The following is a 25,843-nucleotide window of genomic DNA, read 5'->3' on the forward strand; positions in this document are numbered from 1 at the left end:
ATGTACCGTTATGACCAATACGATCAGGCCATGGTCGATGCCCGCGTGGCCGAATTCCGCGATCAGGCGCGCCGCCGTCTGGAAGGCAAGCTGACCGAGGACCAGTTCAAGCCGCTGCGCTTGATGAACGGCCTCTATCTGCAACTCCACGCCTATATGCTGCGGGTGGCGATTCCCTATGGCACGCTCAGTTCCGCACAGATGCACATGCTGGGCGATATCGCGGACAAGTATGACCGCGGCTATGGCCACTTCACCACGCGCCAGAATATCCAGTACAACTGGATCAAGCTGGAAGATGCGGGCGACATTCTGGCCGACCTTGCATCCGTGGAAATGCACGCCATCCAGACTAGCGGCAATTGCATTCGCAACATCAGTTCGGACCATTTCGCGGGCGCTGCGGCAGACGAGCTGGTCGATCCGCGCCCCTATGCCGAACTGATGCGCCAGTGGTCGAGCTTCCACCCGGAATTCAGTTTCCTGCCGCGCAAGTTCAAGATTGCGGTGATTGCATCCAAGCGCGACCGCGCGGCGATGCGCCTGCACGATATTGGCGTGGAAATCGTGCGCAATGAGGCGGGCGAACTGGGCGCGGCCTTCTATGTCGGCGGCGGCATGGGCCGCACGCCCATGGTGGCCCCCTGCATCCGCGACTTCGTGCCGCTCGATCAGTTCATCACCTATGCCGAGGCGTGCCTTCGCGTCTACAACCGCTATGGCCGGCGCGACAACAAGTACAAGGCGCGTATCAAGATCCTGGTCCACGAACTGGGCAAGGATGAGTATGCGCGGCAGGTGGAAGAGGAATTCGCCCATCTGCTTTCGCAGGGGATCGAACCGCCGCTGGCCGAGCTGGAGCGGATCAAGGCCCATTTCGCCGATCCCGCTTTCAAGACCGGCCTGCCGACCGCCATCGACCGCAACGACCCCGATTTCGCGCTGTGGGTGGACCGCAACACGCATCCGCACAAGGCGCCCGGCTATGTCTCCGCCACGATCAGCCTCAAGCCGGTGGGCGGCATTCCGGGTGATGCCAGCGCCGACCAGATCCGCCTGATGGCGCGGCTGGCGAAGGATTATTCGTTCGACGAATGCCGCGTGACGCATGCGCAGAACATCGTGCTGCCGCATGTTGAAATTGGCCAGCTGCACGCGCTGTGGACCGAATTGGAAGCGGCCGGCCTTGGCACGCCGAACCTTGACCGGATCGGCGACATCATCGCTTGCCCCGGCCTTGATTATTGCAGCCTCGCCAATGCGCGCTCGATCCCGGTGGCGCAGAAGATTTCGCAGCGCTTTGCCGAAAATGGCAAGGCCGATGTGATCGGCGAACTGAAGCTGAAGATTTCGGGCTGCATCAATGCCTGCGGGCACCACCATGCGGGCCATATCGGCATCCTTGGCGTCGACAAGAAGGGCACAGAAAATTACCAGCTGCTGATCGGCGGATCGGAGGCCGAAGACACCTCGCTCGGCAAGATCACCGGGCCCGGTTTTGACGAGGCGGGCATTGTGGACGCGGTGGAAAAGGCGACCGAGGTCTATCTGGCCCACCGGCAGGACGGGGAACGCTTCCTCGACACCTACCGCCGCATCGGCATGGATCCGTTCAAGGAGGCGCTTTATGGCTGATGCAATCGGCACCGGGGCAGACGAGGTGCAATTCCGCTTTCGCAGCGATGCGCAGGTGGATCACGCCGCAGTCACCGTGGACGCCTTCCTCGACCAGTCGAACGCCGCCGCCGTGCGGATCGAGCCGGGCGACGATGCGCGCGCGTTGCTGCCGCATCTGGACCGGCTGGCGCTGGTGGAAGTGAACTTCCCCACCTTTGGCGACGGACGCGGCTATTCCTCCGCCCGCATTCTGCGCGAGGCGGGCTATACCGGAGAACTGCGCGCGGTGGGCGATGTGCTGGTCGATCAGATCGCCTTCATGCGCCGCTGCGGGTTTGACAGCTTTGCCCCCGCCGTGCCGCTGGACGAAACCGATGTGGCCGCCGCCTTTGCCACCTGGCCGCAAGTCTACCAACCCACCACGGATGGCCGGGTGCCCATCTGGAAACTGCGGCATGGCTGACACGGCGGCTGCCCGCACCCGCGACGTGATGAACACCGGCCCTGCCTTTGTGCAGGCCGACGCCGATCGCCTGAATGCCCGCTTTGCCGGGGTGGATGCGGGTGCGATGCTGGCCGAACTGCTTGCCTCAGGCGAGCTCGGACGGGTGGCGGTTGTCTCCAGTTTCGGCACCGAAAGCGCGGTGCTGCTGCATCTGGTGGCCCAGGCCGATCCTGCCGTGCCGGTAATCTTCGTCGATACGCTCAAGATGTTTCCCGAAACGCTGGCCTATCGCGACACGCTGACGCATCTGCTGGGGTTGACCAATTCCAGCGTGGTGCAACCCCAGCCAGAGGTCATCGCCGCCAAGGACGAGAACGGCCTGCGGTGGAGCTGGGACCCCGATGGCTGCTGCGAAATCCGGAAAGTGGAACCGCTTGCCCGTGCCAAGCAGGGGCTGGATGCGTGGATTTCAGGGCGCAAGGCGTTCCAGTCGGTTACGCGGCACAACCTGCCCCGGTTCGAGATCGAGGACGGGCGGCTGAAAATCAACCCGCTGGGCGATTGGACCAAGGACGATCTGGAAGCCTATTTCGCCGCGCACGACCTGCCGCGCCATCCGCTGGAAGCGCAGGGTTATCTCTCGGTCGGTTGCGCGCCCTGCACCAGCGTGGTGAAACCGGGCGAGGATCCGCGCGCCGGACGCTGGCGCGGCTGGGACAAGACCGAATGCGGAATCCACTCACCCACAGGCGATGGCAAGACCAGCGATTCAAGCCAGCCCGCCGAATTGCCGCCCGGTTACGAGCCGTTTCTGTAAGCGGGCTGCGGCCGTGTCTGGGCTATGTTGCGTCAAATGCAACAGGTGATGCAGTAATCGCGTTTGTCCGAATCAGGCGCGCCCTGCATACGGATCAGGCCTTTCAGGCATCCTCTCCCAAAACCTTTCAGGCCCGGTCGGCAACGACCGGGCCATTTTTTACCGATCATCCGGCGAGAAGGTCAGCCGCGTTCGAGCAGGCCATAGGCGACCAGCGTTTCCACTGTGTCGCGCAGGTCAGCACGGTCCTCCACCGCGAAATCCACCATCGCAAATTGGCCGCGCGCCAACAGCGCCTGCAATTGCGGGGCAAGGTCGGGCGCCAGCGCCACGGCAGTTTCTGCGATGCGCAATTGCGGCTCTTCGCCCGCAGGATCGATGGCGTACAGCGTATCGGGCCGTACACGCAGCACGTCCTCCTCCGCCAGCCCGCCCGCCAATGTGGTCAGCGCCCCGCGCACACGCGGGCCTTGTCCCAGCACGAAATTGCCGCCCATGGCCGCGCGCGTTGCGTCAAAACTGGCAAGCTGGCGCACCTGATCCATCAGCCGGTGAAATATCGCCGCATTCGCCGCGTGCGCACTTTCGTCAAGGAATAGCGAGCGTGGCAGCGATTCGCGCATCTGCGGGATGCGCAGGCTGGCTTCCGCCACGGCTTCGAGCACGAATTCGGCCCAGGTCTGCACCAAAATCCCGATGGTGATATGCAGGCTCGGCTCATCCCCTTCGTTCGCGGCGCGGTGGCACAACCCGCGCGGAACATAGAGACATTGGCCCGGCTTCAACACAAACTCGGCCTGCAAGGGGCCGGGATCGTCGCGCTCGCTCGAAAACTTCTCACCGCGAAAGGGAAGTCCGTCGCGCTGGCCGTAGATTTCCCACTTCTTGGCGCCCGCCATTTGCAGCACCAGCACATCGTGGTCGTCGTAATGGATACCAAAGCCCGACGCGTTGGTGGGGGTAAGGTAGATGTTTGTCTGGATACGCGCGCCGAAATCGCGCTCCAGCCCCAGGCAAAAGGCATAAAGCTTGCCATCGGCAAAATGCAGCTGCGGCAGCACGATGGTGGCGCCATTGCGGAAATTGTCGATCACCGCGCCGCGATCGACCGCGCCGCCAGTATGGAGATACTCCTCGGCCGGCAGACTGCGGCCAGCCTGCGCCATGCTGATCGCGCCGGGGGGCAGTTCGCTGTCCGACAGAATCTCGTCGATCCGGTCAATGGTGAGCAGATCGGCAAACTCGCCCACCGGCGCAGGCGTGCAATACCAGGCCTTCTCGTAATAGCGGGCGAAAAACTCATCCGGGGAAAGCGGCGCGATCAACCGCGCCAGCAACCCTGGATTACCATCCGTTGCGCTGTCCTGCATCACGCGTGCCGGGATTAAGGCCGGACGGCCGCGTTAACGGCCGGTGCCGCGTCCCCGGCCATAGCCTGCCCGGTCGGCGTCGTCCGCATCGGTCAGGCCCGTGCGACCACGGCCCACGCCGTCATTGGGATCGCTGTCGGTGCGGCCGGTATTGGAGCCGCGACCATTGCCTGCGCGATCCGCATTGGTGCCGCTGTCCGAATCCGAAATACCAGACCCGCCCCCGCCACTGCGGTTGCCGCCGCGGCCATAGCTGGCGCGGTCGCTCGAATCGGCATCGGTCACGCCGGTGCGGCCATAGCCCGCACGGTCACCCGAATCGCTGTCGGAAACACCGGTGCGGCCATAGCCGGACGAATCATTGGGATCGCTGTCGGTGCGGCCGGTCTGCTGTGCCTTGGCGGGCGCGGCGATGAACGCGCTGGCTGCCGCACCGGTGACGAGGCCCACAAACGAACGCCGCGACACACGGCTGGTCTTCTTGCTCATGAAAATTCCCCCGAAATTGCGCTGCCAGGCCCGAACCCGGCAGCGGTTCCCATGCCGAAGTTGCACAAGTCCGCGCGCCTTTCAAGCGTCCGCCGATGTAACGATTGCTGTCAGATGCCGGGGCCACCCCCGCCAAACCACCCTTCCTGCGCATACCAGCGCGCAGTCTGCGCCAGCCCGTCCGGCGTGGCGATACGCGGTTGCCACAGGTGCACCGGCACCGCCCTGGCCGGGTCGGCCACCCAGTCGGGATGGATCATGTAGCTTGCCCGGTCAGGCGTCAGCCGTGCCTTGTCCCCACGCATCAAGCGGTCGATCCGCGCCCCGGCCTTGAGCAGTGCGGCCGGTATTGCCGGCGCCCATACGCGGCGGCCCACGGCATTACCGATCGCCTGCGCCAGTTCGCCATGCGGCCAGCCGCCGGGCCGCGCATCGTCGGGCTCGAACACGGCGCCTTGCCATTCCTGCTCGTCCCCCAGCGCATCGAGCAGCAGTCGCGCCAGATCATTGACATGGATGACCGATGCCCGCCCCGCAGGTGGCATCGGCACCACCCCAAGCCGCGCGGCGCGGAACAGTTCGAACATTTCGGTATCGCGCGGGCCATAGATCGCCGGCGGGCGGATCAGCGTCCAGTCGAGCCCGCTTGCGTGGATCAGCTCCTCCGCCGCGCGCTTGGACTTGCCGTATTCGGACAAATGCGGCTCGCGCGCGGCAAGCGAGGATACCGCCACGAAGCGCCCCGAACCAAGGCTCTTGGCCGCGCGGAGCATATTGGCCGTTCCCGCCACATTCCCCGCGTGAAACCCGGCCTTGTCGGGTGCGTTTACCACGCCCGCAATATGCAGCACCCCGCGCGCACCTGTCACCAGATCGGCCAGCGCCGCTGCATCATGCAGATCGCCGCGCACCCATTCCACACCCTCGCGCGGCGGCATGGCGCGCCGGGCAAGCGCCTTGACCCGCAGGCCGCGCCGGGCCGCTTCATCCAGCACCGCCTGCCCGACAAAACCCGTGCCGCCGGTCAGCGCGATCGGCCGGCCCGTGGTCACAACAGCACCAACTGATCGCGGTGGATCACTGCCGAACGCGGCGCATAGCCGAGCAACGCCTCCAGCTCCTCGGTGCGGTGGCCCTGTATTGCGGCGACTTCGCCCGCGTCATATTCGACAAGGCCGTGCGCCAGAATGCGGCCATCGGCATCTTTCACCGCCACCGGATCGCCGCGCTTGAATGCCCCCTCGGTCGCGGTGATACCGGTGGCAAGCAGGCTGCCCCCCCGCGCCAGCGCCTCGGCGCAGCCGGCATCCACCACGAGCGCGCCCGCAAGCCTCTGCCGCCCGCCCAGCCAGCTTTTGAGCGATTTGTCGCGCCGCCGGGGCAGGAACAGCGTGCCGATATCCTGCTCCACCGCGCGGGCAATGGGCCGGTCATGCGTGCCGTTGATTATGGCAAGAACAATCCCTGCGCGGCCCGCCATTTCGGCGGCCTGCAGTTTGGATGTCATCCCGCCCGACCCCATTCCCGATGTGGAGGCGGTGCTTGCCATGTCGTGGATCGCGCGCGTCACGCCCTGCACGCGCGGCAGGAGAGTGGCGCCGGGCTGGCGCGGGTCGCGGTCATACAGCCCGTCTACGTCCGAAAGCAGCGCCACCGCGCTCGCCTGTGCTGCTTGCGCGGCACGGGCGGCGAGCCGGTCGTTATCGCCAAAGCGGATTTCCTGCGTGGCGACCGAATCGTTCTCGTTGATCACCGGAACCGCGCCCGCTTCGAGCAGCTTGGAAATAGTCGCGGAAGCGTTGAGATAGCGCCGCCGGTCGTCCAGATCCTCCAGCGTGACCAGCAATTGCGCGGCGGTCAGCCCCTGTGCCCCCAGCAATTCGGCCCACAGGCCCGCCAGTGCAATCTGCCCCACCGCTGCGGCGGCCTGCGCATCGGCGAGGCTTCCGCGTCCGCCCTTTGCCAAACCCAGCTTGGCCGCGCCCAGTGCAATCGCCCCGGAACTCACCACGATGACCTGCTGCCCACGCGCGCGCGCTGCGGCGATTTCCGCGGCAAGACCCGCGAGCCATGCACGGCGCGGCTGCCCGTCCTTGCCCACCAGCAGGGCAGAGCCGACCTTCACCACAAGGCGCGGCGTGCGGGCGGGATCGGTAAGATCGGCGAGTGTTTCGATCGTCATGGCCAAGCCGCTTAGCGAATGGCGCGGCCCGCGCCAATGCGCGCGTTGCTAGCCGGGAAGATCAGCCCGCAGACAGCCCCCGGAATTACCCAGCGATCAGCCGAGCGGATCCCAGGGCTTTTCGTCCTCTTTCTCGTGCTCCTGCCCTTGTTGCACGACATGGCCGGGATTTTCGGTCGCGGTGCGCGCGGGGAGGTATGCGAGCACGGCATCAAGCAGCGCCTCAATCCCCTCGCCCGTTGCGCCGGAAATGGGGAACACCCGCTCGGCCCCGGCTTTCACCAGTTCGGCGGAATAGGCCGCGGCCAGTTCCGCATCGGCCAGATCGACCTTGTTCAGTGCGACGATGCGCGGCTTGGCTTCCAGACCCTCTCCGTATGCGGCCAGTTCGCCTTCGACGATGTTCATCGCTTCCACCGGATCATCGCCCGAAATATCGACCAGATGGATCAGCACGCGGCAGCGTTCGATATGGCCCAGAAAGCGGTCGCCAATTCCTGCGCCTTCCGCCGCGCCCTCGATCAGGCCGGGAATGTCCGCGATCACGAATTCGCGGCTCTTGTGCCGCACCACGCCCAGCTTGGGCACCAGCGTGGTGAAGGCGTAATCCCCCACCTTGGCCTGTGCGTTCGACACCGCATTGATAAAGGTGGATTTGCCCGCATTGGGCAGGCCCACCAGCCCCGCATCCGCCAGCAGTTTCAGCCGCAGCCACACCCACATTTCCTCGCCCGGAATGCCCGGCTGGAACTGGCGCGGGGCGCGGTTGGTGGCGGTCTTGTAACTGGCATTGCCGCGCCCGCCCATTCCCCCTTCGAGCAGCACCACACGCTGACCTGCCTCGGTAAAGTCGGCCAGCACCTCCTCTTTGTCTTCGGAAAGGATCTGGGTTCCCACGGGCACTTCGATCACCAGATCGTCCGCGCCCGCCCCGGTGCGGTTGCGGCCCATGCCGTGGCCGCCGCGCTGGGCCTTGAAGTGCTGGGTATAGCGAAAATCGATCAGCGTATTGAGGCCGGGCACCGCCACGAACACGATATCGCCGCCTTTGCCGCCATTGCCACCATCGGGCCCGCCATATTCGATGAACTTCTCGCGCCGGAAGCTGACCGCACCCGGCCCGCCGCCGCCCGATTTCACGAATATCTTGGCCTGATCGAGAAAATGCATTGTATTTCAGCCTCTGACGCTGGGGAGGCCGAGCAGGGGCCAAACAAGGGAAAACTGGTGGAGCCGAGGGGGATCGAACCCCTGACCTCGTCATTGCGAACGACGCGCTCTCCCATCTGAGCTACGGCCCCGTTCCAGTCATCGCCGCGGCGGTTGAAACGCCTTGCAACCAGCGCGCGAAGCGCGGCCTTTAGCGAATGGCCCCGCCGCTTGAAAGCGAAAAATAATGCTTATTCGCCACCACCAACCCGCGCCTTGTCAGCGGTCGCTTCCCCCGCCTGACGGCAGGGGCTGCACGATCGGCGTGGACACGGCCGCCTCATTGGCGGGGATGATCGGAACCGGCACGCCGGTGAGCGGATCGGTCACGGTTTCCACTGCCACCGCCGTTTCGGCCGCGACCAGGCTGGTCGAAACAGCCGGCCCGCCCGCGCCGTGAACCGCGACATAGCCGGGCTGCGAGGCCCCGTATTGCGCACCATACCGCTGATCCCATTCGGCAGAGAGCAGCTGGTATTGCTCGTATGCGGTGTAGAAGCGTTCAAACGCATTCTCGAAGAGCGCCAGATTGCCCACGGCATAGCTGTTGAGATCGGCGGGCGGGCTTTCAAGCCACTGCGCCGAAATCACGCGCGCCACCGCACAGAAATCGGCGCGCACGGCGGGCTGCGCAAAGTAGTTATAGGCCTGCGTCATATCCGCCTCGCGTGCGCGGGTGGCGGCGCGGGTAGATCCTTCTGAACGGCGGTAACGCTGGTCGAGCGCGGTGTTGAGCGAGGCAAGCTGCCGCTGGAACCGGGTGAGGAAGGCGCCATAGGCGGTGATGATCTGGTCATCTTCTGCTGATACGCAATTAAGCGCGGCCACATTCCATGCGGCGCGGAAGTTCCACACCGCCTTTTGTTCGTCCAGTTCGCTATTCGGCGTGATCCAGCGCCCGGCCGCGTCCTTCTGCGGCAGATCGAGCACATAGGGCGCGCCGCCCGGCGGGACAGGGCGGTAAGGCACGGCTTCGACTTCCACGACGGGCGGCGGTGGCGGTGGCGGTGGCGGCGGAGGAGGCGGAGGCGGTGCAGGCGTGGCGCAGCCGGCCAAAGCCGCCAGCACGGCCGCCAACATGACATTTTTCCAGCGAATGGTGATCGTCACCTGGGTATCCCTCTCTCATGCATTGGGCGTATGTGCCCCTGCGCCGGCCTTGTTTGCAGGCTTTCCGACCTTCCCTCAACCTAGCGCGCCGCGCGGCATAAGAAAATGCCCGGAGTGCGTTGCCGCACTCCGGGCACGATGAACCGAATCGCCGGCGCGACAGGCCGAAGGCTTATTCGCGGTTGCCCAGGAAGCTGAGCAGGAACTGGAACATGTTGATGAAATCCAGATACAAGCTCAGCGCGCCCATGATCACCAGCTTGCCCATCGGGTAAGCAGCCGCAACCGCCGGATTGGTGATCTTGGCGTGCTGGATCGTCAGATATTCGTTCTTCAGGCGCTGCGTGTCATAGGCGGTCAGGCCCGCGAAGATCAGCACGCCAAGGAAGCTCACCGCCCACATCAGCCCCGGCGATTGCAGCCACAGATTGAGCAGGCTCGCCACGATCAGGCCGACCACACCCATGATCAGGAAGCTGCCGAAGCCCGACAGATCCTTCTGCGTGGTGTAACCAAACAGGCTGAGGCCCGCGAAGGCCGCCGCCGTGGCAAAAAAGGTCACCGCGATCGAGGACGCCGTGTAGACGAGGAAGATCGTCGACATCGACAGGCCCATCAACGTGGCAAAGCCCCAGAACATCATCTGCAGCGTGCCGGTGCTGAACTTGTTCGCGCCAAAGCTCATCGCCAAGACAATGGCGAGCGGCGAGAGGATGATGAGCCAGGTCAGCAGACCGCCGGTCATCACCTGCGCCGCCATGCCAGAACCCGCAAACAGCATCGAAACGATACCCGTCAGCAGCACGCCCGATGCCATGTAGTTGTAAATCGACAGCATATGCTTGCGCAGGCCCGCATCATATGTCGTGCGGCCAGCAAGATCGCCCGTCTGGCGCGGCGCCATGCCGAAACCCTGACGGGCTGCCTGGTCGTCGTTCCAATTAGCCATGTGATCCAAAACTCCTCTGCCCGGTCTCGAAAACAGGCGGACCGGATTGGGTGCAATATCAGGGCAGCGGGCCGCAATTTCAAGCGAAACCGGACAGCCTAGGCCATCGCGGAGGATCGATTTTGGGTTGACGCGCAGCCAGCCTAACCCCCCCGCGCCTCGCGCGCCATTTCGGCGCTGCGATCCCGCGCCGCGCGCAGCGTGTCGGTGACAAGGCGGTTGAGCGCGCCGTTTTCGTCGAGAACATCCAGCCCCGCGCGTGTGACCCCGCCCTTGCTGGCCACCATTTCCGCCAGCTTGCCCGGATCATGCGGCGACCCTGCGGCAAGCGCCGATGCCCCCTCCACCATCGCCAGTGCCAGCCGGCGCGCCTGTTCCTCTGGCAAACCCAAACGGATCGCCGCCGCGCCCAGCGCATCAATGAAGCGGTAGACAAAGGCCGGCCCGCTCCCCGCAAGGGCTGTTACCAGATCAAACCGGTCCTGCCCGATCCATTCGGGCGTGCCCAAGGGCTGCATCAAGGCGGTGATGGCGGCGGTTTCTTCCTGCGCCAGACCCTGCGCCGCCAGCGCGATGGGCGCCTTGCCCAGTGACACGGCAAGATTGGGCATCACGCGGACATGGCCACGCGCGGCGGGAAATGCACGCGCCAGCACGTCCAGTTCCACCCCTGCCAGCAGCGAAAGGATCAGTGTCCCGCCGCCTGCCAGCGGGGCGATCACCGGTGCGACTTCGGCCAAATTCTGCGGCTTCACACCCAGCAGTATGGCATCGAACATGCCCGTTTGCGGCACCTCGCGCAGCACCGGGATGCCGCCCGGCGCATTTTCGCGCACCGGGTCGACGATGGTGAAGGAGGATGGCGCGCGCCCCGCCGCCAGCCAGCCTTCGAGCATGGCACCGGCCATATTGCCGCAGCCGATTACAAGCAGGGAATCGATCATGGCGCCGTGCCTATCAGGCTTCGCCCGCCGCATCCACCAGCGCCGCATCGAGTGCCGCACGCGGCGTCTTGTCGCCCCACAGGACGAACTGGAACGCAGGGTAGAAACGGTCGCATTCCGAAATCGCGCTTTCCACCGCCGCCTGCGCCACCGACAGGCTGAGCATCCCGTCATCGCCCAGCATCAGGCCGTGCCGATACAAAAGCACGCCCCCCTGCGACCAGATGTCGAAATGGCCCAGCCACAATTGTTCGTTGATCAGCGCCAGCAATTCATGCGCATGGCGGCGCTTGGCCGATGGCACGCGCACTTCGGGCAGGCAAAGCAATTGCAGCACGCGGTCTTCGGACCGCCAAACGCCGCGCAATTGGTAGGTCGTCCAGCTGCCCGGTATTTCGGCGCAGACTTCGTCATCGCTCACATATTCGAATGACCAGCCGTTGGCTTCAAACAGCGCGCCCAGCATTTCCACCGGGGCGGCATCGTCGTTCTCGTCCATCCTGTCTTGCCCGATGTCCATCTGTGCAGCCGGTTCCTGGTTAATGCGGTGGGGCAGCAGCAATGCCCCGCCCGCGCGCCATGGCGCAACGCCGCTGCCTGCCTTCGCGGGGGAGAACCCGCACAAGCCTGTTGGCAAGATGTGCAAAACACGCCGGGGATTGCGGGCACAGGTTGGGGATAAGCTGGGGAAAAGCCGGATGCACCCTCCCGCCTGCCATCAGTTGAGTTTGACCACTTCCTCGCCCGCGGCGCTTGTAAAGCGAAACGCATCGATACCCTTCTCGCCCAGCCGGGTGACAAATTCGTTCGCCTCGCGCGCACTGGCAAAGGGGCCGGTGACCAGCCGGTTGGTCTGCCCCCAGCGCGCACGGTAGGGCTCGCGATTGGCCAGCAGCCCGTCCGACTGGCGCACCAGCCGCCGCCAGTCAAAGCGGAATGCGGCAATATCCTGCCCAGTCGCCACCTGCACCCAGTGACGGCTGGGATGCGGCGGTGGAGGCGGGGGCGCAGGCGGAGGTGGCGGCGGGGGCGGAGGCGTGCGAACCTCGCGCAAGGGAATGATCGAGGTGATGTCCACCGCGCCGGGCGCTGGCCGCACAAGGGGTTCCCCGGCCGGCAGGGTGAAGGCGGCAAAGGCTTCTGCCAGACTGGCCGGAAATGCCTCCGCTGCGCCAGGCGCCGGATCGCGCTGCGGTTCAGCCGCGGCCGGTTCCGGCCCTGAAAGTGCGAAGCTTGGCTCCGGTGCGGCAGGTGAAGGAATCTGCGCCGGGGGCAATTCCGCCGCCGCGACCACAACCGGCGCAGGCGGAGGCGGAGGCGGAGGAGGAGGAGGAGGCGGGGGCGGCGGAGGTGGAGGCGGAGGCGGAGCCGCCTGCACGACCGCCACGCTGATGGGCGCAATCTCACCTGTTGCCGCTGCTTGTCGCTCGGCTGCGCCCAGCGGCGGGCCGGACGGGATCAGCCGCGCGTCGCTGCCACCCGGTGTGCCCGTAGCCGGCGCGCTTGGCATGACCATGCGCCGGGCAAATTGGGGGCTGTCGCGGCCAATGTCGGCCGCGGCCGGAAACACGCCCAGATTGGCTGCGGCCGCCTGCTGCGCAGGGGTCAATTGCCGCATGTGGCGCAGATAGGGGTCCATTCGCCGCGCGAGGCGCGCAGGCAGCATGGCGTCCGATATCGACACCGCCTCTTCCTCGCGGCCCAATATTGCCAGCGCAAAGGCCCGTGCACGGTAGGCATTGACATCGCGTCGTTGCAGCAGCGGCAAAAGCGTCGCATCCGATGCCGCGGCATCGCCCGAAATCGCATAGCTGAGGGCCAGACGCCGTTCGACTTCGGCATCACCGCCTTGCGCCAGCGCCACGCCATAACGCTCGCGTGCTTCGGCATTCATCCCTACCAGATCATAGGCAAGACCGTGATCGGCAGCGTGCGCATCGATATTCGCGCCAGCCGCGCGCGCCTGCTCGAACAGGTCGAGCGCCAGCGCGGGTTCAAGCTGGCGCACCGCCACCAGGGCAAGGCCCGCCAGAACCGCGCCATCACCCGGCGCAACCGCGCGCGCGCGCTCGAAGAAGCCTTCTGCCGCGTCGGGATCGTCCAGATCGAGCGACGCCTGCCCCGCATCGAGCAAGGCCGCCAGCGACGTGGGGTTGCGCGACAAGCGGCGGAGCGCATCGTTGAGCACGGCGGAGGCGGGGTTGGGCAATTGCTGCACCACTTCCTGTGCACCAACAGCCTGCGGCAACAGCGTGATCGCAAGCGGCGCACCGGCCAGCAGGGGAGCCATCCCCGCCAGGACGGTTGCGACAGCAGTTCTGCTGCCGGATCCCTTGGCCGATCCCCCCGATCGCCCGGATCGCCAGCCAGATGGTGTATGCCCCCCGGTGGCAGATTTGCGCAATGTCATCTCACTCAGCTAGCGGGATCGCACACTCCCAGTTCGGGCGGGCGCTGCGGATCGTCGAACCCGCTGCGCCCTGCCAGATTACTGATTGTTGGTCCGGTTGAGGAACCGCGGAATCCGGAAACCCGAACCGCCGCTCTCGTTGTCGTCATCTTCCTCGGCGCTGTCGGCTGCCGATGCGGGCGGCGCAATATTGGCCATCCGTTCGAACAGCGTACTGCCCGTGGGCGCCGGAGCAGGTGCGGGGGCAAAAGCGGGCGCAGCGCCCGGCTCGCTCGCCTCGTCCGCCACATCGCTTGCGCCAAACAGACGGCGGCGGCGCATACCGCCCACCTCCTCCCCATCGGCCTGCGCCAGCCTTCCGGCGTCGAGCGTCAGCTCGTCCTGCACCGCAGTTGTGGTCGGGCTGGCAGGAGCCACTTCCGCCGCGCCTGACAGGTCGAGCGCATCGTCCTCGTCATCGTCGTCGGACAGGCGCAAACCGGTGAGCGAGGCGAAGCCATCCTCGCTTGACCGCCCGAATTCGCTATCATCGGCCGGATCGGGGAGATCACCCCCGGCATCCTCTTGCTCCAGCGAATCCGCCAGATCGAGCAATTCGTCGGTATCAGGAGCAACCGCGACCGATTCCGGCTCCTGCGTGAAGGCCGAGGGGGCTGCACCGGCAAACCCGCCGAATGCGGCAGGCGCGGCCATCCCGGCCGTGGAACCGGGCGCCTTGGGGCCGCGCGCGGCGCCCAGATTGACCGGCTGATGTGGGGGGATCTGGTGATCCGCGCTCTGCTCGATGCCGGTGGCGACCACCGACACGCGGATCTTGCCCGCCAGATCGGGATTGAACGCGGTGCCCCAGATGATGTTGGCTTCGCTGTCCACCAGTTCGCGGATGTGGTTGGCAGCCTCGTCCACTTCCAGCAGCTTCATGTCGTCGCCGCCGATGATCGAGATGATGACGCCCTTCGCGCCCTGCATCGACACGCCATCCAGCAACGGGTTGGCTATCGCGCGTTCGGCAGCTTCCAGCGCACGGTTGGGGCCTTCTGCCTCGCCCGTACCCATCATCGCCTTGCCCATCTCGTTCATCACCGAACGGATATCGGCAAAGTCGAGGTTGATCATGCCGGGGTTGACGATCAGATCGGTGATCGAGCGCACGCCCTGCTGCAGCACCTCGTCCGCCATGACGAAGGCTTCCTTGAAGGTGGTGTCCGCCTTCGCCACCAGGAACAGGTTCTGGTTGGGGATGACGATCAGCGTATCGACATGCTTCTGCAGCTCCTCGATCCCGGCTTCGGCCGCGCGCATCCGGCGCGTGCCTTCGAACAGGAACGGCTTGGTCACCACGCCCACGGTCAGGATGCCCTTGCGCCGCGCCACTTCGGCAATCACGGGTGCAGCACCGGTGCCGGTGCCGCCACCCATGCCGGCGGCGATGAACACCATGTTCACCCCGTCGAGCGCGCGTTCGATTTCTTCGACCGTTTCCTCTGCCGCCGCGCGGCCCACTTCGGGGCGCGAGCCTGCACCCAGCCCCTGCGTGATGTCCGGGCCAAGCTGGATGCGATGTTCCGCAACCGCATTGTTCAATGCCTGCGCGTCGGTATTGGCGATGATGAAGTCGACGCCTTCAATCTCCGCCTCGATCATGTTGGCAATGGCGTTGCCGCCCGCGCCGCCCACGCCGATCACGGTGATACGGGGGCGAAGTTCTTCCACCGAAGGGGGTCCGATATTGATGCTCATTGTCCTCGTCTCCTGATGGAGCCTTGCGCGAATATTCCTGTCCCGCTTGTGCCATAAAACAGATTGGCCGCGTTAAGGGCAAAATCAAAGTTTCCACAGCCCTGCACGATTAGCCTGCACAGGCGCTGAACGCAGCCAAACGCAGCATTCAGAAATAGTCGCGCACGGCCTTCCATATCTGGCGCACAGCCGACAATCCGGTCCAGCGCGTGGTTTCGGTATAGCTCGATCCGATCGAACGAACGTCCACCGGGTCTTCCGCGGCGTAAAGCACCAGCCCAGCCAGCGTGGCAAAGCCGGGGACGCTGTGCGCTTCGGGCAGGCCGCGCAGCGCCGGCGGCTTGCCGATGCGAACCGGCATACCCAGCACGCTTTGCGCGTAATCGGCCAACCCCGCCATTTCCGCCCCGCCGCCGGTCAGCACGACCTGACGCGCGCCGGGCTTGCCCCCGGTGGCAAAACCCATGCTTTCCAGCGCGCGGCCCACATCGCGCATCAGGCAATCGAGTTCGCCGGTAATCACCGCGATCAGTTCCGACCGGCGGATGCGCCCCGATGCATCCGCGCCGCGCGCGACGCTGGCCGAAGCCTCGTCATCGGGGCCGGTTGCCGCAATCATCTCGCGGTGGTCGTGCGGGCTGGCAATGGCCGACCCGTTGACGCATTTGAGCCGTTCGGCCTGGAACCGCTTGATGCTGAAAGCCGAGGCGATCGCATCGGTGATATCCGCCGAACCGCGCGGAATGGTGGTCAGCCCCAGCAACATCCCGGCGGCATAGACCGAAACATTGGTGACTTCGCCGCCAAACTCCACCAGCGCCACGCCCAGATCGCGTTCTTCCGGCGTCAAACAGGCCAGCCCTGCGGCCAGCGGCGCAGCCACGATGCCCTCCACCTCCAGATGCGCGTTCTGCACCGCTTCGGTGATGTTGCGCATCGGCGCGCCATCGGCCAGCATCACGTGGATATCCACGCCCAGCCGATCGGCATGAAGGCCCTTGGGATTGGCGACGCCGTCCGCCCCGTCGAGGAAATAGCAGGCAGGCTGCGCGTGCAGCACCATGCGCCCGTCCGGTTCCAGCCCTTCGCGCGCGGTGACAAGGAGGTGTTCGATATCCTCCTCCTCGATGCGCCTGCCGCCAATGTCGATTTCCACCGGGTTGATGGTGCTTGCCAGACCCGCGCCCGAACAGCCGATCCACACCGAAGTGACCGAAGTGCCCGCCAGCTTCTCGGCCCGTTCGATCGCGTCGCGCACGGCATAGGTCGCAGCGGCCATATCGGTGACATAGCCGCGCTTGATTCCCTGCGAGGCGCGCTGCCCGCTGCCCAGCACCTGCATTTCGCCGCTGTCAGTAATCCCCGCAATCATCGCGGAAATGCGGAACGAGCCGATATTGACCGCCCCGATGACACTGGTGATGCGCGGCTGGCTGGCCATCAGCTTTCACTCCCCTGTTGCATGTCGAGTTCGCGGTCCGCCCGGCCCGGCACCTGCAAATAAGTGCGCGGCGCGTTGCGCATATCGAACCGCACCACCTCGCCGCCGATCAGGCGATGCACCCCGTCGGCGCGGGCAAAGCTGATAAGCGAAGCGGCGGACAGTTCCTTACCTTCTGGCAGGAACAATTGCTGGCCGGTGACAAAGGTCAGGTTCCAGCGGCGGTTGCCCACCCATTCCGCCGCACGGATCTGCGGGCGCAAGGCAGGTGCGGCATCAAGCAGCTTTTCCAGATCGCGCACGCGGCCCTGCGCGCCCGGCCCCTGCACCACCATCAGATCGCCAATCTCGCTCGCCGCCACCGGCTCCAGCTCCACCCCGTCCATGTCGATCAAGACCAGCCGATCGCCCCGGCGCAGCACGGCGTGAGGCTGGCGTTCGACAATGTCGATCACCAGCGTATCGGGCAATTGGCGCGACACGCGCGCATCGGCCACCCAACTCAGCCGCAGGATATCCTCGCGCAGAGCCGCCAGATCGAGCAGCACCATCGATGATTCCTGGGCCGCCAATGCCTTTTCATAGGCGCGCGCGGGGTTCATGCGCTGCGTGCCGCGCACATCGATATTCACCACCTTGAACCCGGCATTGGCCGCGATTTCCGCAACCTGCCTCTCCGCCAGCGCGGTCAGTCCCGACATGCGGGCAACCAGCACTATCACGCCCAGCGCCGCCGCGAGGATCAGCACCGTGAAGAAGCGGTGCCACTGATCCTCGGTAAAGGGCAGCGCATTCATCGTCCGGTCGAGAAAGCCGGCCGTATGCGCGCGCGCCTTGCGCACCTGCCCGGCGCGCCCTTGCGCGCGGGTCTGTCGGCGCACGCCCGAAGAATTGCGGCGGACGGTCTGCACCATCAGGCCGAACCCCTTGCAAAAGCCAGAGCGTCCTCGATGATGATTTCCACCAGTTCGGGATAGGAAATGCCGCAGGCCAGCGCCTGTTCGGGCACCAGGCTGAGCGGCGTCATGCCCGGCTGGGTGTTGGTTTCCAGCAGGAACAGCCCCTCTTCCCCGCGCTCGTCATCCCAGCGGAAATCGGAGCGCGACACGCCCCGGCACCCCAGCTTGCGGTGCGCAGCCAGCGCGTATTGCTGGCACAGGCGGGTGATGCTGTCGGGGATTTCGGCGGGGCAGACATGCTGCGTCATCCCGTCAGTATATTTGGCAGTGAAATCGTAAAAGCCGCTCTTGGGCACCAGTTCGGTGACGAGCAAGGCGCGCGCATCATCACCCGTGCCCATCACCGCCGCGGTCAGTTCGCGGCCGCGAATATACGGCTCTGCCAGAAGTTCGGCAAATTGTTGCCACGGCCCGCTCGCATCGCGGCGGATCGGATTGCCGCAATTGCTGTCCTCCATCACGATGGCGACGCCCACGCTGCTGCCTTCGTTTACGGGCTTGAGGACATAGGGGCGCGGCAGCGGGTCGCCGGCAAACAGGCTTTCGCTGCTCACCACGCGCCCGCCGGGCATGGGGATGCCGGCGGGCACCAAGGCCTGCTTGGTCAATTCCTTGTCAATGGCGATCACCGATGTGACCATGCCCGAATGGGTATAGGGGATGCCCATCAAATCCATCATGCCCTGAACGCTGCCATCCTCGCCCGGCACACCGTGCAGCGCGTTGAACACCACATCGGGCGCGGCCTCGGCAAGGCGCGCCGCAACATCGCGGCCCAGATCAATCCGCGTGACTCGGTGGCCCAGCCCTTCCAGCGCGTCGGCCACGCCCTTGCCCGACAGGAGCGAGACTTCCCGCTCATTGGCAGGCCCGCCCATCAGGACAGCAACGTGGAGGTGAGGCAGTCGGCTCATGCAGCAATTACTCTTTCAGGGTCTTCCAACCCGCTTGATTTCCCATTCGAGGCTCACGCCCGTCTTTTCCGCCACGCGGCGGCGCACTTCCTCGCCCAGACCTTCGATATCGGCGCTGCTGGCGTCTCCTGTGTTTATCAGGAAATTGGCGTGCTTCTCGCTCACCTTGGCGCCGCCCATCGCAAGCCCGCGGCAGCCTGCCTCGTCCACCAATTGCCACGCCTTGCGGCCTGCCGGGTTCTTGAACGTCGATCCGCCCGTCTTGCTGCGCAAAGGCTGGCTCGCCTCGCGCTCGGCCGCGATGCGGTCCATCTCGGCGCCGATGGCGGCCGGATCGCCCGGCGTCCCCTGAAACCGCGCCGCCACCACGATCGCCCCTTCGGGAAGGCGCGAATGGCGGTAGGAATAGGCGAGATCGGCCTTGGGAATGTTCACGCAATTGCCATCAGGCAGAACCACATCGCAATCGATCAGGATATCGGCCACTTCCCGGCCATAAGCACCCCCGTTCATCCGCACGAAGCCGCCCACCGTGCCCGGAATGCCGCGCAGAAACTCCAGCCCCGCAATCCCCGCATCGCGCGCGGTGGAGGCGACCAGAATGCCCGGCGCGCCGCCGCCGCATTCCAGCACGTGATCGCGCCGCACCTCGACAGTGGAAAAGGCCTTGCCCAGCCGCACCACCACGCCCGGCACCCCGCCATCGCGGACGATGAGGTTGGAACCAAGGCCGATCGCCATGACCGGCGTATCTTCGGGCAGGTGCGCCAGGAAGGTAGTCAAATCATCCAGATCGGCCGGTTCGAACAGCCAGTCCGCCGGGCCGCCGCTCTTGAACCAGACAAGCTTGTCGAGCGGCGCGTGCGGCGTCAGTTTTCCCCGCACGGGCGGCATTGGCGGCAAGGCACCCGCTCCGCCCGAACCGGCACCCGGCGCGTTGGTGGCGGCATCGAAATCGCCCGGCTGCATCGACCAGTTCATGCCGCCGCCCCCGCCTTGCGGTGGGCTGCAATCGCAGGCGCAAGGCCTGCTGCCCATTTGGTGATGTCGCCCGCGCCCAGGCACACCACGATATCGCCGGGCACGATCAGCCCGGCCAGTTCCTCCGCCAGCGCATTTGCCCCGGCAATGGTGGCGGCATGGCGATGCCCGCGCGCCTTGATCCCGGCTACCAATGCGGCGCTGTCCACCCCGTCAATCGGTGCCTCACCCGCAGGATAGACCGGCGCGGCAAACACGATGTCGGCATCGCCAAAGCAGGACTGGAAATCGCCCATCAGGTCGCGCAGCCGGGTGTAACGGTGCGGCTGGACCACCGCAATCACGCGTCCGCTTGCCCCCACCGCCTCGCGCGCGGCAGAAAGCACGGCGCGGATTTCCACCGGGTGATGCGCGTAATCGTCAATCACGCGCACCCCGTCCACCTCGCCCGCCAGAGTAAAGCGGCGGCGCACCCCGCCAAAGCGCGCAAAGCCGGCGCGGATCGTGTCGTCCGGGCAGTCCATTTCATGCGCCACGGCAATCGCAGCCATCGCGTTCTGCACATTGTGGCGGCCCGGCATGGGCAGCAGGATGTTGGCGATGCGGTGTTCGCGCCCATCACGATCGCGGTGCACCGCGTCAAACCGGCTCGCCCCGCCTTCGGCCACCAGATTTTCCGCGCGCCAATCGGCATGGGGGGAAAAGCCATAGGTGATCACGCGCCGGTCGCGCACGCGGGCGATCAGGTTCTGCACTTCCGGGTGATCAATGCACAAAACCGCCGCGCCGTAAAACGGCACATTCTCGATGAATTGCAGGAAGGCATCCTTCACCGCGTCGAATGTGCCGTAATGGTCGAGGTGTTCGGGATCGATATTGGTCACGACCGCAATCGTGCCATCCAGCCGCAGAAAGCTGCCATCGCTTTCGTCGGCTTCCACCACCATCCAGTCGCTTGCCCCCAGCCGCGCGTTGGAGCCGTAGCTTTCGATGATGCCGCCATTGATGACGGTCGGATCCACCCCGCCTGCATCGAGCAAGGTTGCCACCATGCTGGTCGTCGTCGTCTTGCCGTGGGTGCCCGCCACCGCGACGGTGTTTTTCAGGCGCATGAGTTCGGCCAGCATTTCCGCGCGGCGCACCACGGGGATGCGCGCTTCCAATGCGGCGGCGACTTCGGGATTGTCGCGCTTGACCGCAGTGGAAGTGACGACCACTGCGGCATCGCCCAGATGGGCCGCATCATGCCCGATAAACACCGGGATGCCGCGCTTTCGCAGCCCTTCCACGACATAGCTTTCCGCCATGTCCGACCCCTGCACGCTGTAGCCCAGATTGTGCATCACTTCGGCAATGCCCGACATGCCGATGCCGCCAATGCCGACAAAGTGGATCGTGCCGATATCGGTGGGAACGCCCTTCATTCGCCGCGCACCCTTGCTGTGGCGGCCGCCACACCGTCAGCCGAACGGGCAGGCGATGCACCCACGCGGATGACGTCCTGAATGGGTGCCGCACCGAAACTTTCAACCAGATCGGCCAGATCGCTCGCCGCCTTGGGCCGCCCGCAATTCCATGCCGCATGGGCCGCATTGGCAAGCGCTGCGGGGCTTTGCGCGATGGCCTGAATCTGCTTGGCCAGTTCGGGCGCGGTAAAGCCCGTTTGGCGGATGGAGCGCGCGCCGCCCGCTTTCACCATTTCGCGCACATTGGCGGCCTGGTGATCGTCGGTCGCTATCGGCAGCGGAACCAATATCGCCGGGCGACCCACGGCAGTGAGTTCGGCTATCGTGCTCGCCCCTGCGCGCCCGATGAACAAATGCGTATCGGCAAGGCGGGCCTGCATGTCCTCGAAATAGGTGCCCAGTTCCGCCGGGATGCCATGGCTGGCATAGCGCGCACGCACTGCCTCCAGATCTTCCGGGCGGCATTGCTGCGTAACCTGCAAACGGCTGCGCAGCGCGGGCGGCAGCATGGCAAGGCCATCGGGCACCACTTCGGACAGCACGCGTGCGCCCTGGCTGCCGCCGGTCACCAGCACGCGGAACAGGCCTTCAGCGGTAAAGGGCGGATATTCGCGGTCGCGCAATTCCAGCACTTCGGGCCGCACGGGGTTGCCCACCAGATGCACCTTGGGCGCGAATTTGGCCTTCAGCCGCGCGACATCGGGATAAGCGGTGGCAATCGCGTTGACCCTGCCCGCCAGAAGGCGGTTGACCCGGCCCAGCACCGCGTTCTGTTCGTGGATGATCGCCGGGATGCCATCGGCCAGCGCGCCCAGCAGCGCGGGCAAGGCCGGATAACCGCCAAAGCCGACTACGGCGGAAGGCCGAAACGTCTCGTTCAGCCGCCGCGCCATGCGCCGCCCTTCCAGCACGGCGCGGATCGCCCCGATCCAGCCCAGCGGGTTCTTGCCGAAACGCCCCGCAGGCAGGATATGCGCGGGCAGAAAATCGGGCTTGCCGGGGATCGCCGCGCCGCGATCGTCGGTGACGAGCGCCACATGATGCCCGCGCGCCGCCAGTTCCGCCGCCAGCGCAAAGGCGGGCGTCAGGTGCCCACCCGTGCCGCCGGCTGCCAGCACGTAATGGCGCGTCACCGAAGTCATCGTCTTCTCTCCTTGGGCGCAGCTTCGCGTCCCAGTTCGGTATCCAGCGCCGCGCCGAAATCAAACGCCTCGCGGCTGAGGAAAGGGTTGCGGCGCGTGATCGCCAGCAACAGCCCGATAGTAAAGCACTGGGCAATCGTGGACGATCCGCCATAGGATACCAGCGGCAGCGTCATCCCCTTGGACGGGAACAATTGCAGGTTCATCAGGATGTTGATGAAGGCCTGCCCGCCAAACAGCGCGATCAGGCCCGTGGCCGCCAGTATGATGAACAGCCGGTCTTCCTCGACCAGACGCACCAGCACGCGCAGCACGATGGCAAGATACAGCAGCGCCAGCACCGCGCAGACGAGCAGGCCGAACTCCTCGCCAATCACCGAGAAGATATAGTCGGTATGCGCTTCGGGCAGGCGCATCTTCTGGTTGCCCAGCCCCAGCCCCGTGCCGGTCCATCCGCCGCCCAGCAGCGTGCGCTTGGCAAGGTCCACCTGGTCATAGGCCGTGCCGCCGCCCAGAAAGGCATCGATGCGGTTGCGCGCATTGTCGTAAAAGGCATAGGCCAGCGCCAGCGCGGCAAAGCCGATGCCGGTGAAGATCGCAATGTTGCGGATGGGCAGGCCCGCCAGCAGCACCAGCACGAACCAGCAGGCAACAAACAGGATCGCCTCGCCCAGATTGGGTTGCAGCATCAGCAGCATCACGATCAGGCCCAGAAGCGCGCCGGTCACCCCGATGACCGGCAGACTGGGATCGCGCAGCTTCCACGACAGGATCCACGCCAGCACGACCGCATAGGCCGGCTTCAGGAATTCCGAAGGCTGGAAGGTCAGGCCCAGATTGAGCCAGCGCGTGGCCCCGTTGCGCTCCACCCCGACCAACGGGACCAGCACCAGCAAGGCCAGCATCAACCCGCCCAGCAGGATCGCGCCGCGCCGCGCCCGGTCCAGCGGCAGCAGCGCGGTGGCGAACAGCACCACCAGTCCCAGCGCCTGCCAGCGCAGATGCAGCCAGAAGAAGTGATGTTCGCCCAGCGTCGTTTCCGCCGTGGACAGGCGCCCCGCACTGGCGGGCGATGCGGCATAAACGGCGATAGTGCCCACCACCATCAGCAGCAGCACCAGCGCCAGCAGGCCCCGGTCAATCTCGCGCCACCAGACCAGCAATTGCCGCCGCCGGTCCTGCGGAAAGGCGGGGGCCGCTGCGGGGCGCACACCGGGCAGGGGGACATAGGGCCGCGCCGATTTCATGCCACGGGCCTTTCCGAATCGCCCGCGCCGCTCAGCCCATCGACCAGCTCGCGAAAAGCATTGCCGCGCACCTCGTAATCGCGGAACTGGTCAAAACTGGCGCAGGCAGGGCTGAACAGCACGGCATCGCCCGGCTGGGCCGCCGCCATCGCACGCGTCACCGCCTCGCACAGCATTTCGCACCGTTCGACCGGCATATGCGGTTCCAGCAGGGCGGCGAACATCGGCCCCGCCTCGCCAATGGTATAGGCGGCCGCGACATTGCCGAAATGGGGCGCGCACTCGTCCAGATTGTCCGCCTTGGGCAGACCGCCGCATATCCAGTGGATGCGTGGTTGCGGTGCCGGCGGCCATGCGGCAAGCGCGGGCGCGGTGGAGGCAGGATTGGTCGCCTTGCTGTCATTGATGAACAGCACGCCTTTGTGCATCCCCACCACTTCCATCCGGTGCGCCAATCCGCGAAAACTGGCAAGGCCCGCCAGCACTTGCCTCCGCGAAAGGCCGACCTCCTGGGCCAGTGCCGCAGCAATCGCGGCGTTTTGCAAATTGTGTGGCCCTTGCAGGCTGGGCCATTCGCTCTGATGCACGGCAAGCGCCGCAAGATCGGCACAGGCCGCGCGCCCCGCCGGACGACGTGCCGCCTCTGCCCGCTGAATGGCGCGCGTCGGCTCATCCTCGCACCCGAAACTGGCGAAGTGCTGCACCGACTGCATGGCGAACAAGCGCGCCTTTGCGGCGGCATAGGCGGCAAACCCATCATACCGGTCCAGATGATCGGGGGTGATATTGGTCAGCGCCGCCGCCTCGCAATCCAGGCTGTAGGTAAGGTCGATCTGATAGCTCGACAGTTCCAGCACATAAGTGCCGCCTTCCGGCAAGGGATCCTGCGCCAGAATGGGCAGGCCGATATTGCCGCCCATGCGCGTGGGCAAACCCGCAGTTTCGAAAAGGTGATGCACCAGAGCGGTCGTGGTGCTCTTGCCGTTTGTGCCGGTAATGCCCACCACCTTGTGCGGCGGCAGTTCAGGCCGGGCGAGCGCAAAGAGTTCTATATCGCCAAGGATCGGCACGCCTGCGGCCCGCGCCTTCGACGCCAGCGGATGGGTGTTGAGCGGCACGCCGGGCGACACGACCAGCGCATCGAAACCGGCGAGGTCGATCTCCATCGGATCGGCCAGCCGGCAGCGCCCTTCCAGCTTTGCACGCGGGGTCTGCTGCCGGTCCCACGCGGTCACCTGCGCGCCGCTGGCGAGCAAGCTTTCCACCGTCGCCATGCCCGACCGCGCCAGGCCGAGCACGGCATAGTGCTTGTTGGCAAAGGCGCGCGCGGTGATCATCGGATTTTCAGCGTGGAAAGGCCAATCACGGCGAGGACAATGGCGATGATCCAGAAGCGGATCACCACGGTCGATTCCTTCCAACCGAGCTGTTCGAAATGGTGGTGGATCGGTGCCATACGGAACACCCGCTTGCCCGTGCGCTTGAACCAGAACACCTGTATGATGACGCTGGCCGCTTCCAGCACGAACAGGCCGCCCACGATCGCGAGCACAATCTCGTGATGGCTCGCCACCGCAATCGCGCCCAGCGCGCCGCCCAGTGCCAGCGATCCGGTATCGCCCATGAACACCGCCGCCGGCGGCGCGTTGAACCAAAGGAACGCCAGCCCCGCCCCCATGATCGCGGCGCACAATATCGCCAGCTCCCCCGCCAGCGGCACATGCGGAATACCAAGGTAAGCCGAATAATCGACGCGCCCCACCAGATAGCAGATCAGCATGAACGCACCCGCCGCGATCACCACGGGCATGGTCGCGAGGCCATCCAGCCCGTCGGTCAGGTTCACTGCATTGCCCGCGCCCACAATCACCACGGCGGCAAAGACGTAATAGAAAGGGCCCAACGGGATCGAATAGCCGCTGAGGAAGGGGATATAGAGATTGGTGTTGATCTCGCTGACGATCAGCCAGGCAGCAAGACCCGCCACCGCGAATTCAGCCAGCAGCCGCGCCTTGCCCGACAGGCCCTTGTGGTGCCCCTTGGTCACCTTGTCGAGATCGTCGAGAAAGCCGATCACGCCAAAGCCCAGACACACCGCGATGCAGGCCCAGACGAACGGGCTGCGCAAATCCATCCACAACAGCATCGACAGGATCAGCGCGGTAATGATCATCAATCCGCCCATGGTGGGCGTGCCGCGCTTGGCCAGATGGCTTTGCGGCCCGTCCTCGCGAATGGGCTGCCCCTTGCCCTGCCGCACGCGCAGCATGGCGATGAATTTGGGGCCGATCACAAGGCCGATAAAAAGCGCTGTCATCATCGCCGCGCCGGCGCGAAATGTCTGATACCGGATGAGGTTCAGCAGGCCTTCGAATTCCAGCAAAGAGGCAAGAAAATACAGCATCGGTTTC

Annotated in this window: 23 protein-coding genes and 1 tRNA gene; 3 read left to right on the top strand and 21 right to left on the bottom strand. The window is 65.5% G+C overall.

Annotation, left to right across the window (positions count from 1 at the left end):
* The 3 genes from WFP39_RS05980 to WFP39_RS05990 are packed head-to-tail and all read left to right on the top strand — an operon-like array spanning position 1 to position 2,879.
* Positions 1–1,635 carry a nitrite/sulfite reductase gene (locus WFP39_RS05980; protein WP_336918299.1) on the top strand — a complete coding sequence of 545 codons (1,635 nt, stop codon included), beginning with the start codon at positions 1–3 and terminating at the stop codon, positions 1,633–1,635.
* Positions 1,628–2,080, top strand: a complete 453-nt coding sequence (locus WFP39_RS05985) for a DUF934 domain-containing protein (RefSeq protein WP_336918300.1) — start codon at positions 1,628–1,630, stop codon at positions 2,078–2,080. Before WFP39_RS05980 ends, WFP39_RS05985 begins: the two co-directional genes overlap by 8 nt.
* Positions 2,073–2,879 carry a phosphoadenylyl-sulfate reductase gene (locus WFP39_RS05990; protein ID WP_336918301.1) on the top strand — a complete coding sequence of 269 codons (807 nt, stop codon included), beginning with the start codon at positions 2,073–2,075 and terminating at the stop codon, positions 2,877–2,879. Before WFP39_RS05985 ends, WFP39_RS05990 begins: the two co-directional genes overlap by 8 nt.
* 182 nt (positions 2,880–3,061) lie before the next feature.
* On the opposite strand, the gene WFP39_RS05995 is transcribed toward WFP39_RS05990, so the two are convergent.
* The 21 genes from WFP39_RS05995 to mraY form a co-directional block, all read right to left on the bottom strand.
* Positions 3,062–4,249, bottom strand: a complete 1,188-nt coding sequence (locus WFP39_RS05995; protein WP_336918375.1) for a cupin domain-containing protein — start codon at positions 4,247–4,249, stop codon at positions 3,062–3,064.
* 33 nt (positions 4,250–4,282) lie between these two features.
* The gene (locus WFP39_RS06000) at positions 4,283–4,738 is read right to left on the bottom strand and encodes a hypothetical protein (protein ID WP_336918302.1); all 456 of its coding nucleotides are present in this window, start codon (positions 4,736–4,738) and stop codon (positions 4,283–4,285) included.
* Between the two features lie 110 nt (positions 4,739–4,848).
* Positions 4,849–5,790, bottom strand: a complete 942-nt coding sequence (locus WFP39_RS06005; RefSeq protein ID WP_336918303.1) for an NAD-dependent epimerase/dehydratase family protein — start codon at positions 5,788–5,790, stop codon at positions 4,849–4,851.
* The gene (gene proB, locus WFP39_RS06010; protein ID WP_336918305.1) at positions 5,787–6,920 is read right to left on the bottom strand and encodes a glutamate 5-kinase; all 1,134 of its coding nucleotides are present in this window, start codon (positions 6,918–6,920) and stop codon (positions 5,787–5,789) included. The genes WFP39_RS06005 and proB overlap by 4 nt, the downstream gene beginning before the upstream one ends.
* A 96-nt stretch (positions 6,921–7,016) precedes the next feature.
* Positions 7,017–8,090 carry a GTPase ObgE gene (gene obgE, locus WFP39_RS06015; protein WP_336918307.1) on the bottom strand — a complete coding sequence of 358 codons (1,074 nt, stop codon included), beginning with the start codon at positions 8,088–8,090 and terminating at the stop codon, positions 7,017–7,019.
* A 55-nt stretch (positions 8,091–8,145) separates the two neighbouring features.
* Positions 8,146–8,221 (bottom strand) — tRNA-Ala (locus WFP39_RS06020).
* A 127-nt stretch (positions 8,222–8,348) separates the two neighbouring features.
* Positions 8,349–9,239 carry a hypothetical protein gene (locus WFP39_RS06025; RefSeq protein WP_336918308.1) on the bottom strand — a complete coding sequence of 297 codons (891 nt, stop codon included), beginning with the start codon at positions 9,237–9,239 and terminating at the stop codon, positions 8,349–8,351.
* Between the two features lie 172 nt (positions 9,240–9,411).
* Positions 9,412–10,188 carry a Bax inhibitor-1/YccA family protein gene (locus tag WFP39_RS06030; protein ID WP_336918310.1) on the bottom strand — a complete coding sequence of 259 codons (777 nt, stop codon included), beginning with the start codon at positions 10,186–10,188 and terminating at the stop codon, positions 9,412–9,414.
* Positions 10,189–10,331: 143 nt separating this feature from the next.
* Positions 10,332–11,132, bottom strand: a complete 801-nt coding sequence (locus WFP39_RS06035) for a pyrroline-5-carboxylate reductase family protein (protein WP_336918311.1) — start codon at positions 11,130–11,132, stop codon at positions 10,332–10,334.
* Positions 11,133–11,145: 13 nt separating this feature from the next.
* The gene (locus WFP39_RS06040) at positions 11,146–11,652 is read right to left on the bottom strand and encodes a type III secretion system chaperone family protein (RefSeq protein ID WP_336918313.1); all 507 of its coding nucleotides are present in this window, start codon (positions 11,650–11,652) and stop codon (positions 11,146–11,148) included.
* Between the two features lie 198 nt (positions 11,653–11,850).
* Positions 11,851–13,422 (bottom strand): tetratricopeptide repeat protein, encoded by a 1,572-nt coding sequence (locus WFP39_RS06045; protein ID WP_336918314.1) that lies wholly within the window; start codon positions 13,420–13,422, stop codon positions 11,851–11,853.
* Positions 13,423–13,620: 198 nt separating this feature from the next.
* Positions 13,621–15,282, bottom strand: a complete 1,662-nt coding sequence (gene ftsZ / locus WFP39_RS06050; protein WP_336918315.1) for a cell division protein FtsZ — start codon at positions 15,280–15,282, stop codon at positions 13,621–13,623.
* Positions 15,283–15,430: 148 nt separating this feature from the next.
* Positions 15,431–16,723, bottom strand: a complete 1,293-nt coding sequence (gene ftsA, locus WFP39_RS06055; RefSeq protein WP_336918317.1) for a cell division protein FtsA — start codon at positions 16,721–16,723, stop codon at positions 15,431–15,433.
* Positions 16,723–17,637, bottom strand: a complete 915-nt coding sequence (locus tag WFP39_RS06060) for a cell division protein FtsQ/DivIB (protein WP_336918319.1) — start codon at positions 17,635–17,637, stop codon at positions 16,723–16,725. Before WFP39_RS06060 ends, ftsA begins: the two co-directional genes overlap by 1 nt.
* On the bottom strand, positions 17,637–18,596 hold the full coding sequence (locus WFP39_RS06065) for a D-alanine--D-alanine ligase (protein ID WP_336918321.1): 960 nt from the start codon (positions 18,594–18,596) through the stop codon (positions 17,637–17,639). The genes WFP39_RS06060 and WFP39_RS06065 overlap by 1 nt, the downstream gene beginning before the upstream one ends.
* A 15-nt stretch (positions 18,597–18,611) precedes the next feature.
* The gene (murB, locus tag WFP39_RS06070) at positions 18,612–19,490 is read right to left on the bottom strand and encodes a UDP-N-acetylmuramate dehydrogenase (protein WP_336918377.1); all 879 of its coding nucleotides are present in this window, start codon (positions 19,488–19,490) and stop codon (positions 18,612–18,614) included.
* 83 nt (positions 19,491–19,573) lie between these two features.
* The gene (murC, locus tag WFP39_RS06075) at positions 19,574–21,001 is read right to left on the bottom strand and encodes a UDP-N-acetylmuramate--L-alanine ligase (protein ID WP_336918322.1); all 1,428 of its coding nucleotides are present in this window, start codon (positions 20,999–21,001) and stop codon (positions 19,574–19,576) included.
* A complete protein-coding gene (gene murG, locus WFP39_RS06080; RefSeq protein WP_336918323.1) occupies positions 20,998–22,185 on the bottom strand; it encodes an undecaprenyldiphospho-muramoylpentapeptide beta-N-acetylglucosaminyltransferase in 1,188 nt (395 codons plus the stop codon). The genes murC and murG overlap by 4 nt, the downstream gene beginning before the upstream one ends.
* The gene (locus WFP39_RS06085; protein ID WP_336918325.1) at positions 22,182–23,432 is read right to left on the bottom strand and encodes an FtsW/RodA/SpoVE family cell cycle protein; all 1,251 of its coding nucleotides are present in this window, start codon (positions 23,430–23,432) and stop codon (positions 22,182–22,184) included. The genes murG and WFP39_RS06085 overlap by 4 nt, the downstream gene beginning before the upstream one ends.
* On the bottom strand, positions 23,429–24,769 hold the full coding sequence (murD, locus tag WFP39_RS06090; protein ID WP_336918326.1) for a UDP-N-acetylmuramoyl-L-alanine--D-glutamate ligase: 1,341 nt from the start codon (positions 24,767–24,769) through the stop codon (positions 23,429–23,431). The genes WFP39_RS06085 and murD overlap by 4 nt, the downstream gene beginning before the upstream one ends.
* Complete coding sequence (mraY, locus tag WFP39_RS06095; protein WP_336918327.1) at positions 24,766–25,836, bottom strand: phospho-N-acetylmuramoyl-pentapeptide-transferase; 1,071 nt, start codon at positions 25,834–25,836, stop codon at positions 24,766–24,768. Before mraY ends, murD begins: the two co-directional genes overlap by 4 nt.
* Between the last annotated feature and the right edge of the window lie 7 nt (positions 25,837–25,843).

Origin of the sequence: Alteraurantiacibacter lauratis (assembly GCF_037154155.1) — a bacterium.
Taxonomy (GTDB): domain Bacteria; phylum Pseudomonadota; class Alphaproteobacteria; order Sphingomonadales; family Sphingomonadaceae; genus Alteraurantiacibacter; species Alteraurantiacibacter lauratis.

Excerpts from the sequence above, each read along its gene's own strand:
- WFP39_RS05980 (WP_336918299.1), top strand. The coding sequence starts at position 1 with ATGTACCGTTATGACCAATACGATCAGGCCATGGTCGATGCCCGCGTG.
- WFP39_RS05985 (WP_336918300.1), top strand. The coding sequence starts at position 1,628 with ATGGCTGATGCAATCGGCACCGGGGCAGACGAGGTGCAATTCCGCTTT.
- WFP39_RS05990 (WP_336918301.1), top strand. The coding sequence starts at position 2,073 with ATGGCTGACACGGCGGCTGCCCGCACCCGCGACGTGATGAACACCGGC.
- WFP39_RS05995 (WP_336918375.1), bottom strand. The coding sequence starts at position 4,249 with ATGCAGGACAGCGCAACGGATGGTAATCCAGGGTTGCTGGCGCGGTTG.
- WFP39_RS06000 (WP_336918302.1), bottom strand. The coding sequence starts at position 4,738 with ATGAGCAAGAAGACCAGCCGTGTGTCGCGGCGTTCGTTTGTGGGCCTC.
- proB (WP_336918305.1), bottom strand. The coding sequence starts at position 6,920 with ATGACGATCGAAACACTCGCCGATCTTACCGATCCCGCCCGCACGCCG.
- obgE (WP_336918307.1), bottom strand. The coding sequence starts at position 8,090 with ATGCATTTTCTCGATCAGGCCAAGATATTCGTGAAATCGGGCGGCGGC.
- WFP39_RS06030 (WP_336918310.1), bottom strand. The coding sequence starts at position 10,188 with ATGGCTAATTGGAACGACGACCAGGCAGCCCGTCAGGGTTTCGGCATG.
- WFP39_RS06035 (WP_336918311.1), bottom strand. The coding sequence starts at position 11,132 with ATGATCGATTCCCTGCTTGTAATCGGCTGCGGCAATATGGCCGGTGCC.
- WFP39_RS06040 (WP_336918313.1), bottom strand. The coding sequence starts at position 11,652 with ATGGACATCGGGCAAGACAGGATGGACGAGAACGACGATGCCGCCCCG.
- WFP39_RS06045 (WP_336918314.1), bottom strand. The coding sequence starts at position 13,422 with ATGGCTCCCCTGCTGGCCGGTGCGCCGCTTGCGATCACGCTGTTGCCG.
- ftsZ (WP_336918315.1), bottom strand. The coding sequence starts at position 15,282 with ATGAGCATCAATATCGGACCCCCTTCGGTGGAAGAACTTCGCCCCCGT.
- ftsA (WP_336918317.1), bottom strand. The coding sequence starts at position 16,723 with ATGGCCAGCCAGCCGCGCATCACCAGTGTCATCGGGGCGGTCAATATC.
- WFP39_RS06060 (WP_336918319.1), bottom strand. The coding sequence starts at position 17,637 with ATGGTGCAGACCGTCCGCCGCAATTCTTCGGGCGTGCGCCGACAGACC.
- WFP39_RS06065 (WP_336918321.1), bottom strand. The coding sequence starts at position 18,596 with ATGAGCCGACTGCCTCACCTCCACGTTGCTGTCCTGATGGGCGGGCCT.
- murB (WP_336918377.1), bottom strand. The coding sequence starts at position 19,490 with ATGCCGCCCGTGCGGGGAAAACTGACGCCGCACGCGCCGCTCGACAAG.
- murC (WP_336918322.1), bottom strand. The coding sequence starts at position 21,001 with ATGAAGGGCGTTCCCACCGATATCGGCACGATCCACTTTGTCGGCATT.
- murG (WP_336918323.1), bottom strand. The coding sequence starts at position 22,185 with ATGACTTCGGTGACGCGCCATTACGTGCTGGCAGCCGGCGGCACGGGT.
- WFP39_RS06085 (WP_336918325.1), bottom strand. The coding sequence starts at position 23,432 with ATGAAATCGGCGCGGCCCTATGTCCCCCTGCCCGGTGTGCGCCCCGCA.
- murD (WP_336918326.1), bottom strand. The coding sequence starts at position 24,769 with ATGATCACCGCGCGCGCCTTTGCCAACAAGCACTATGCCGTGCTCGGC.
- mraY (WP_336918327.1), bottom strand. The coding sequence starts at position 25,836 with ATGCTGTATTTTCTTGCCTCTTTGCTGGAATTCGAAGGCCTGCTGAAC.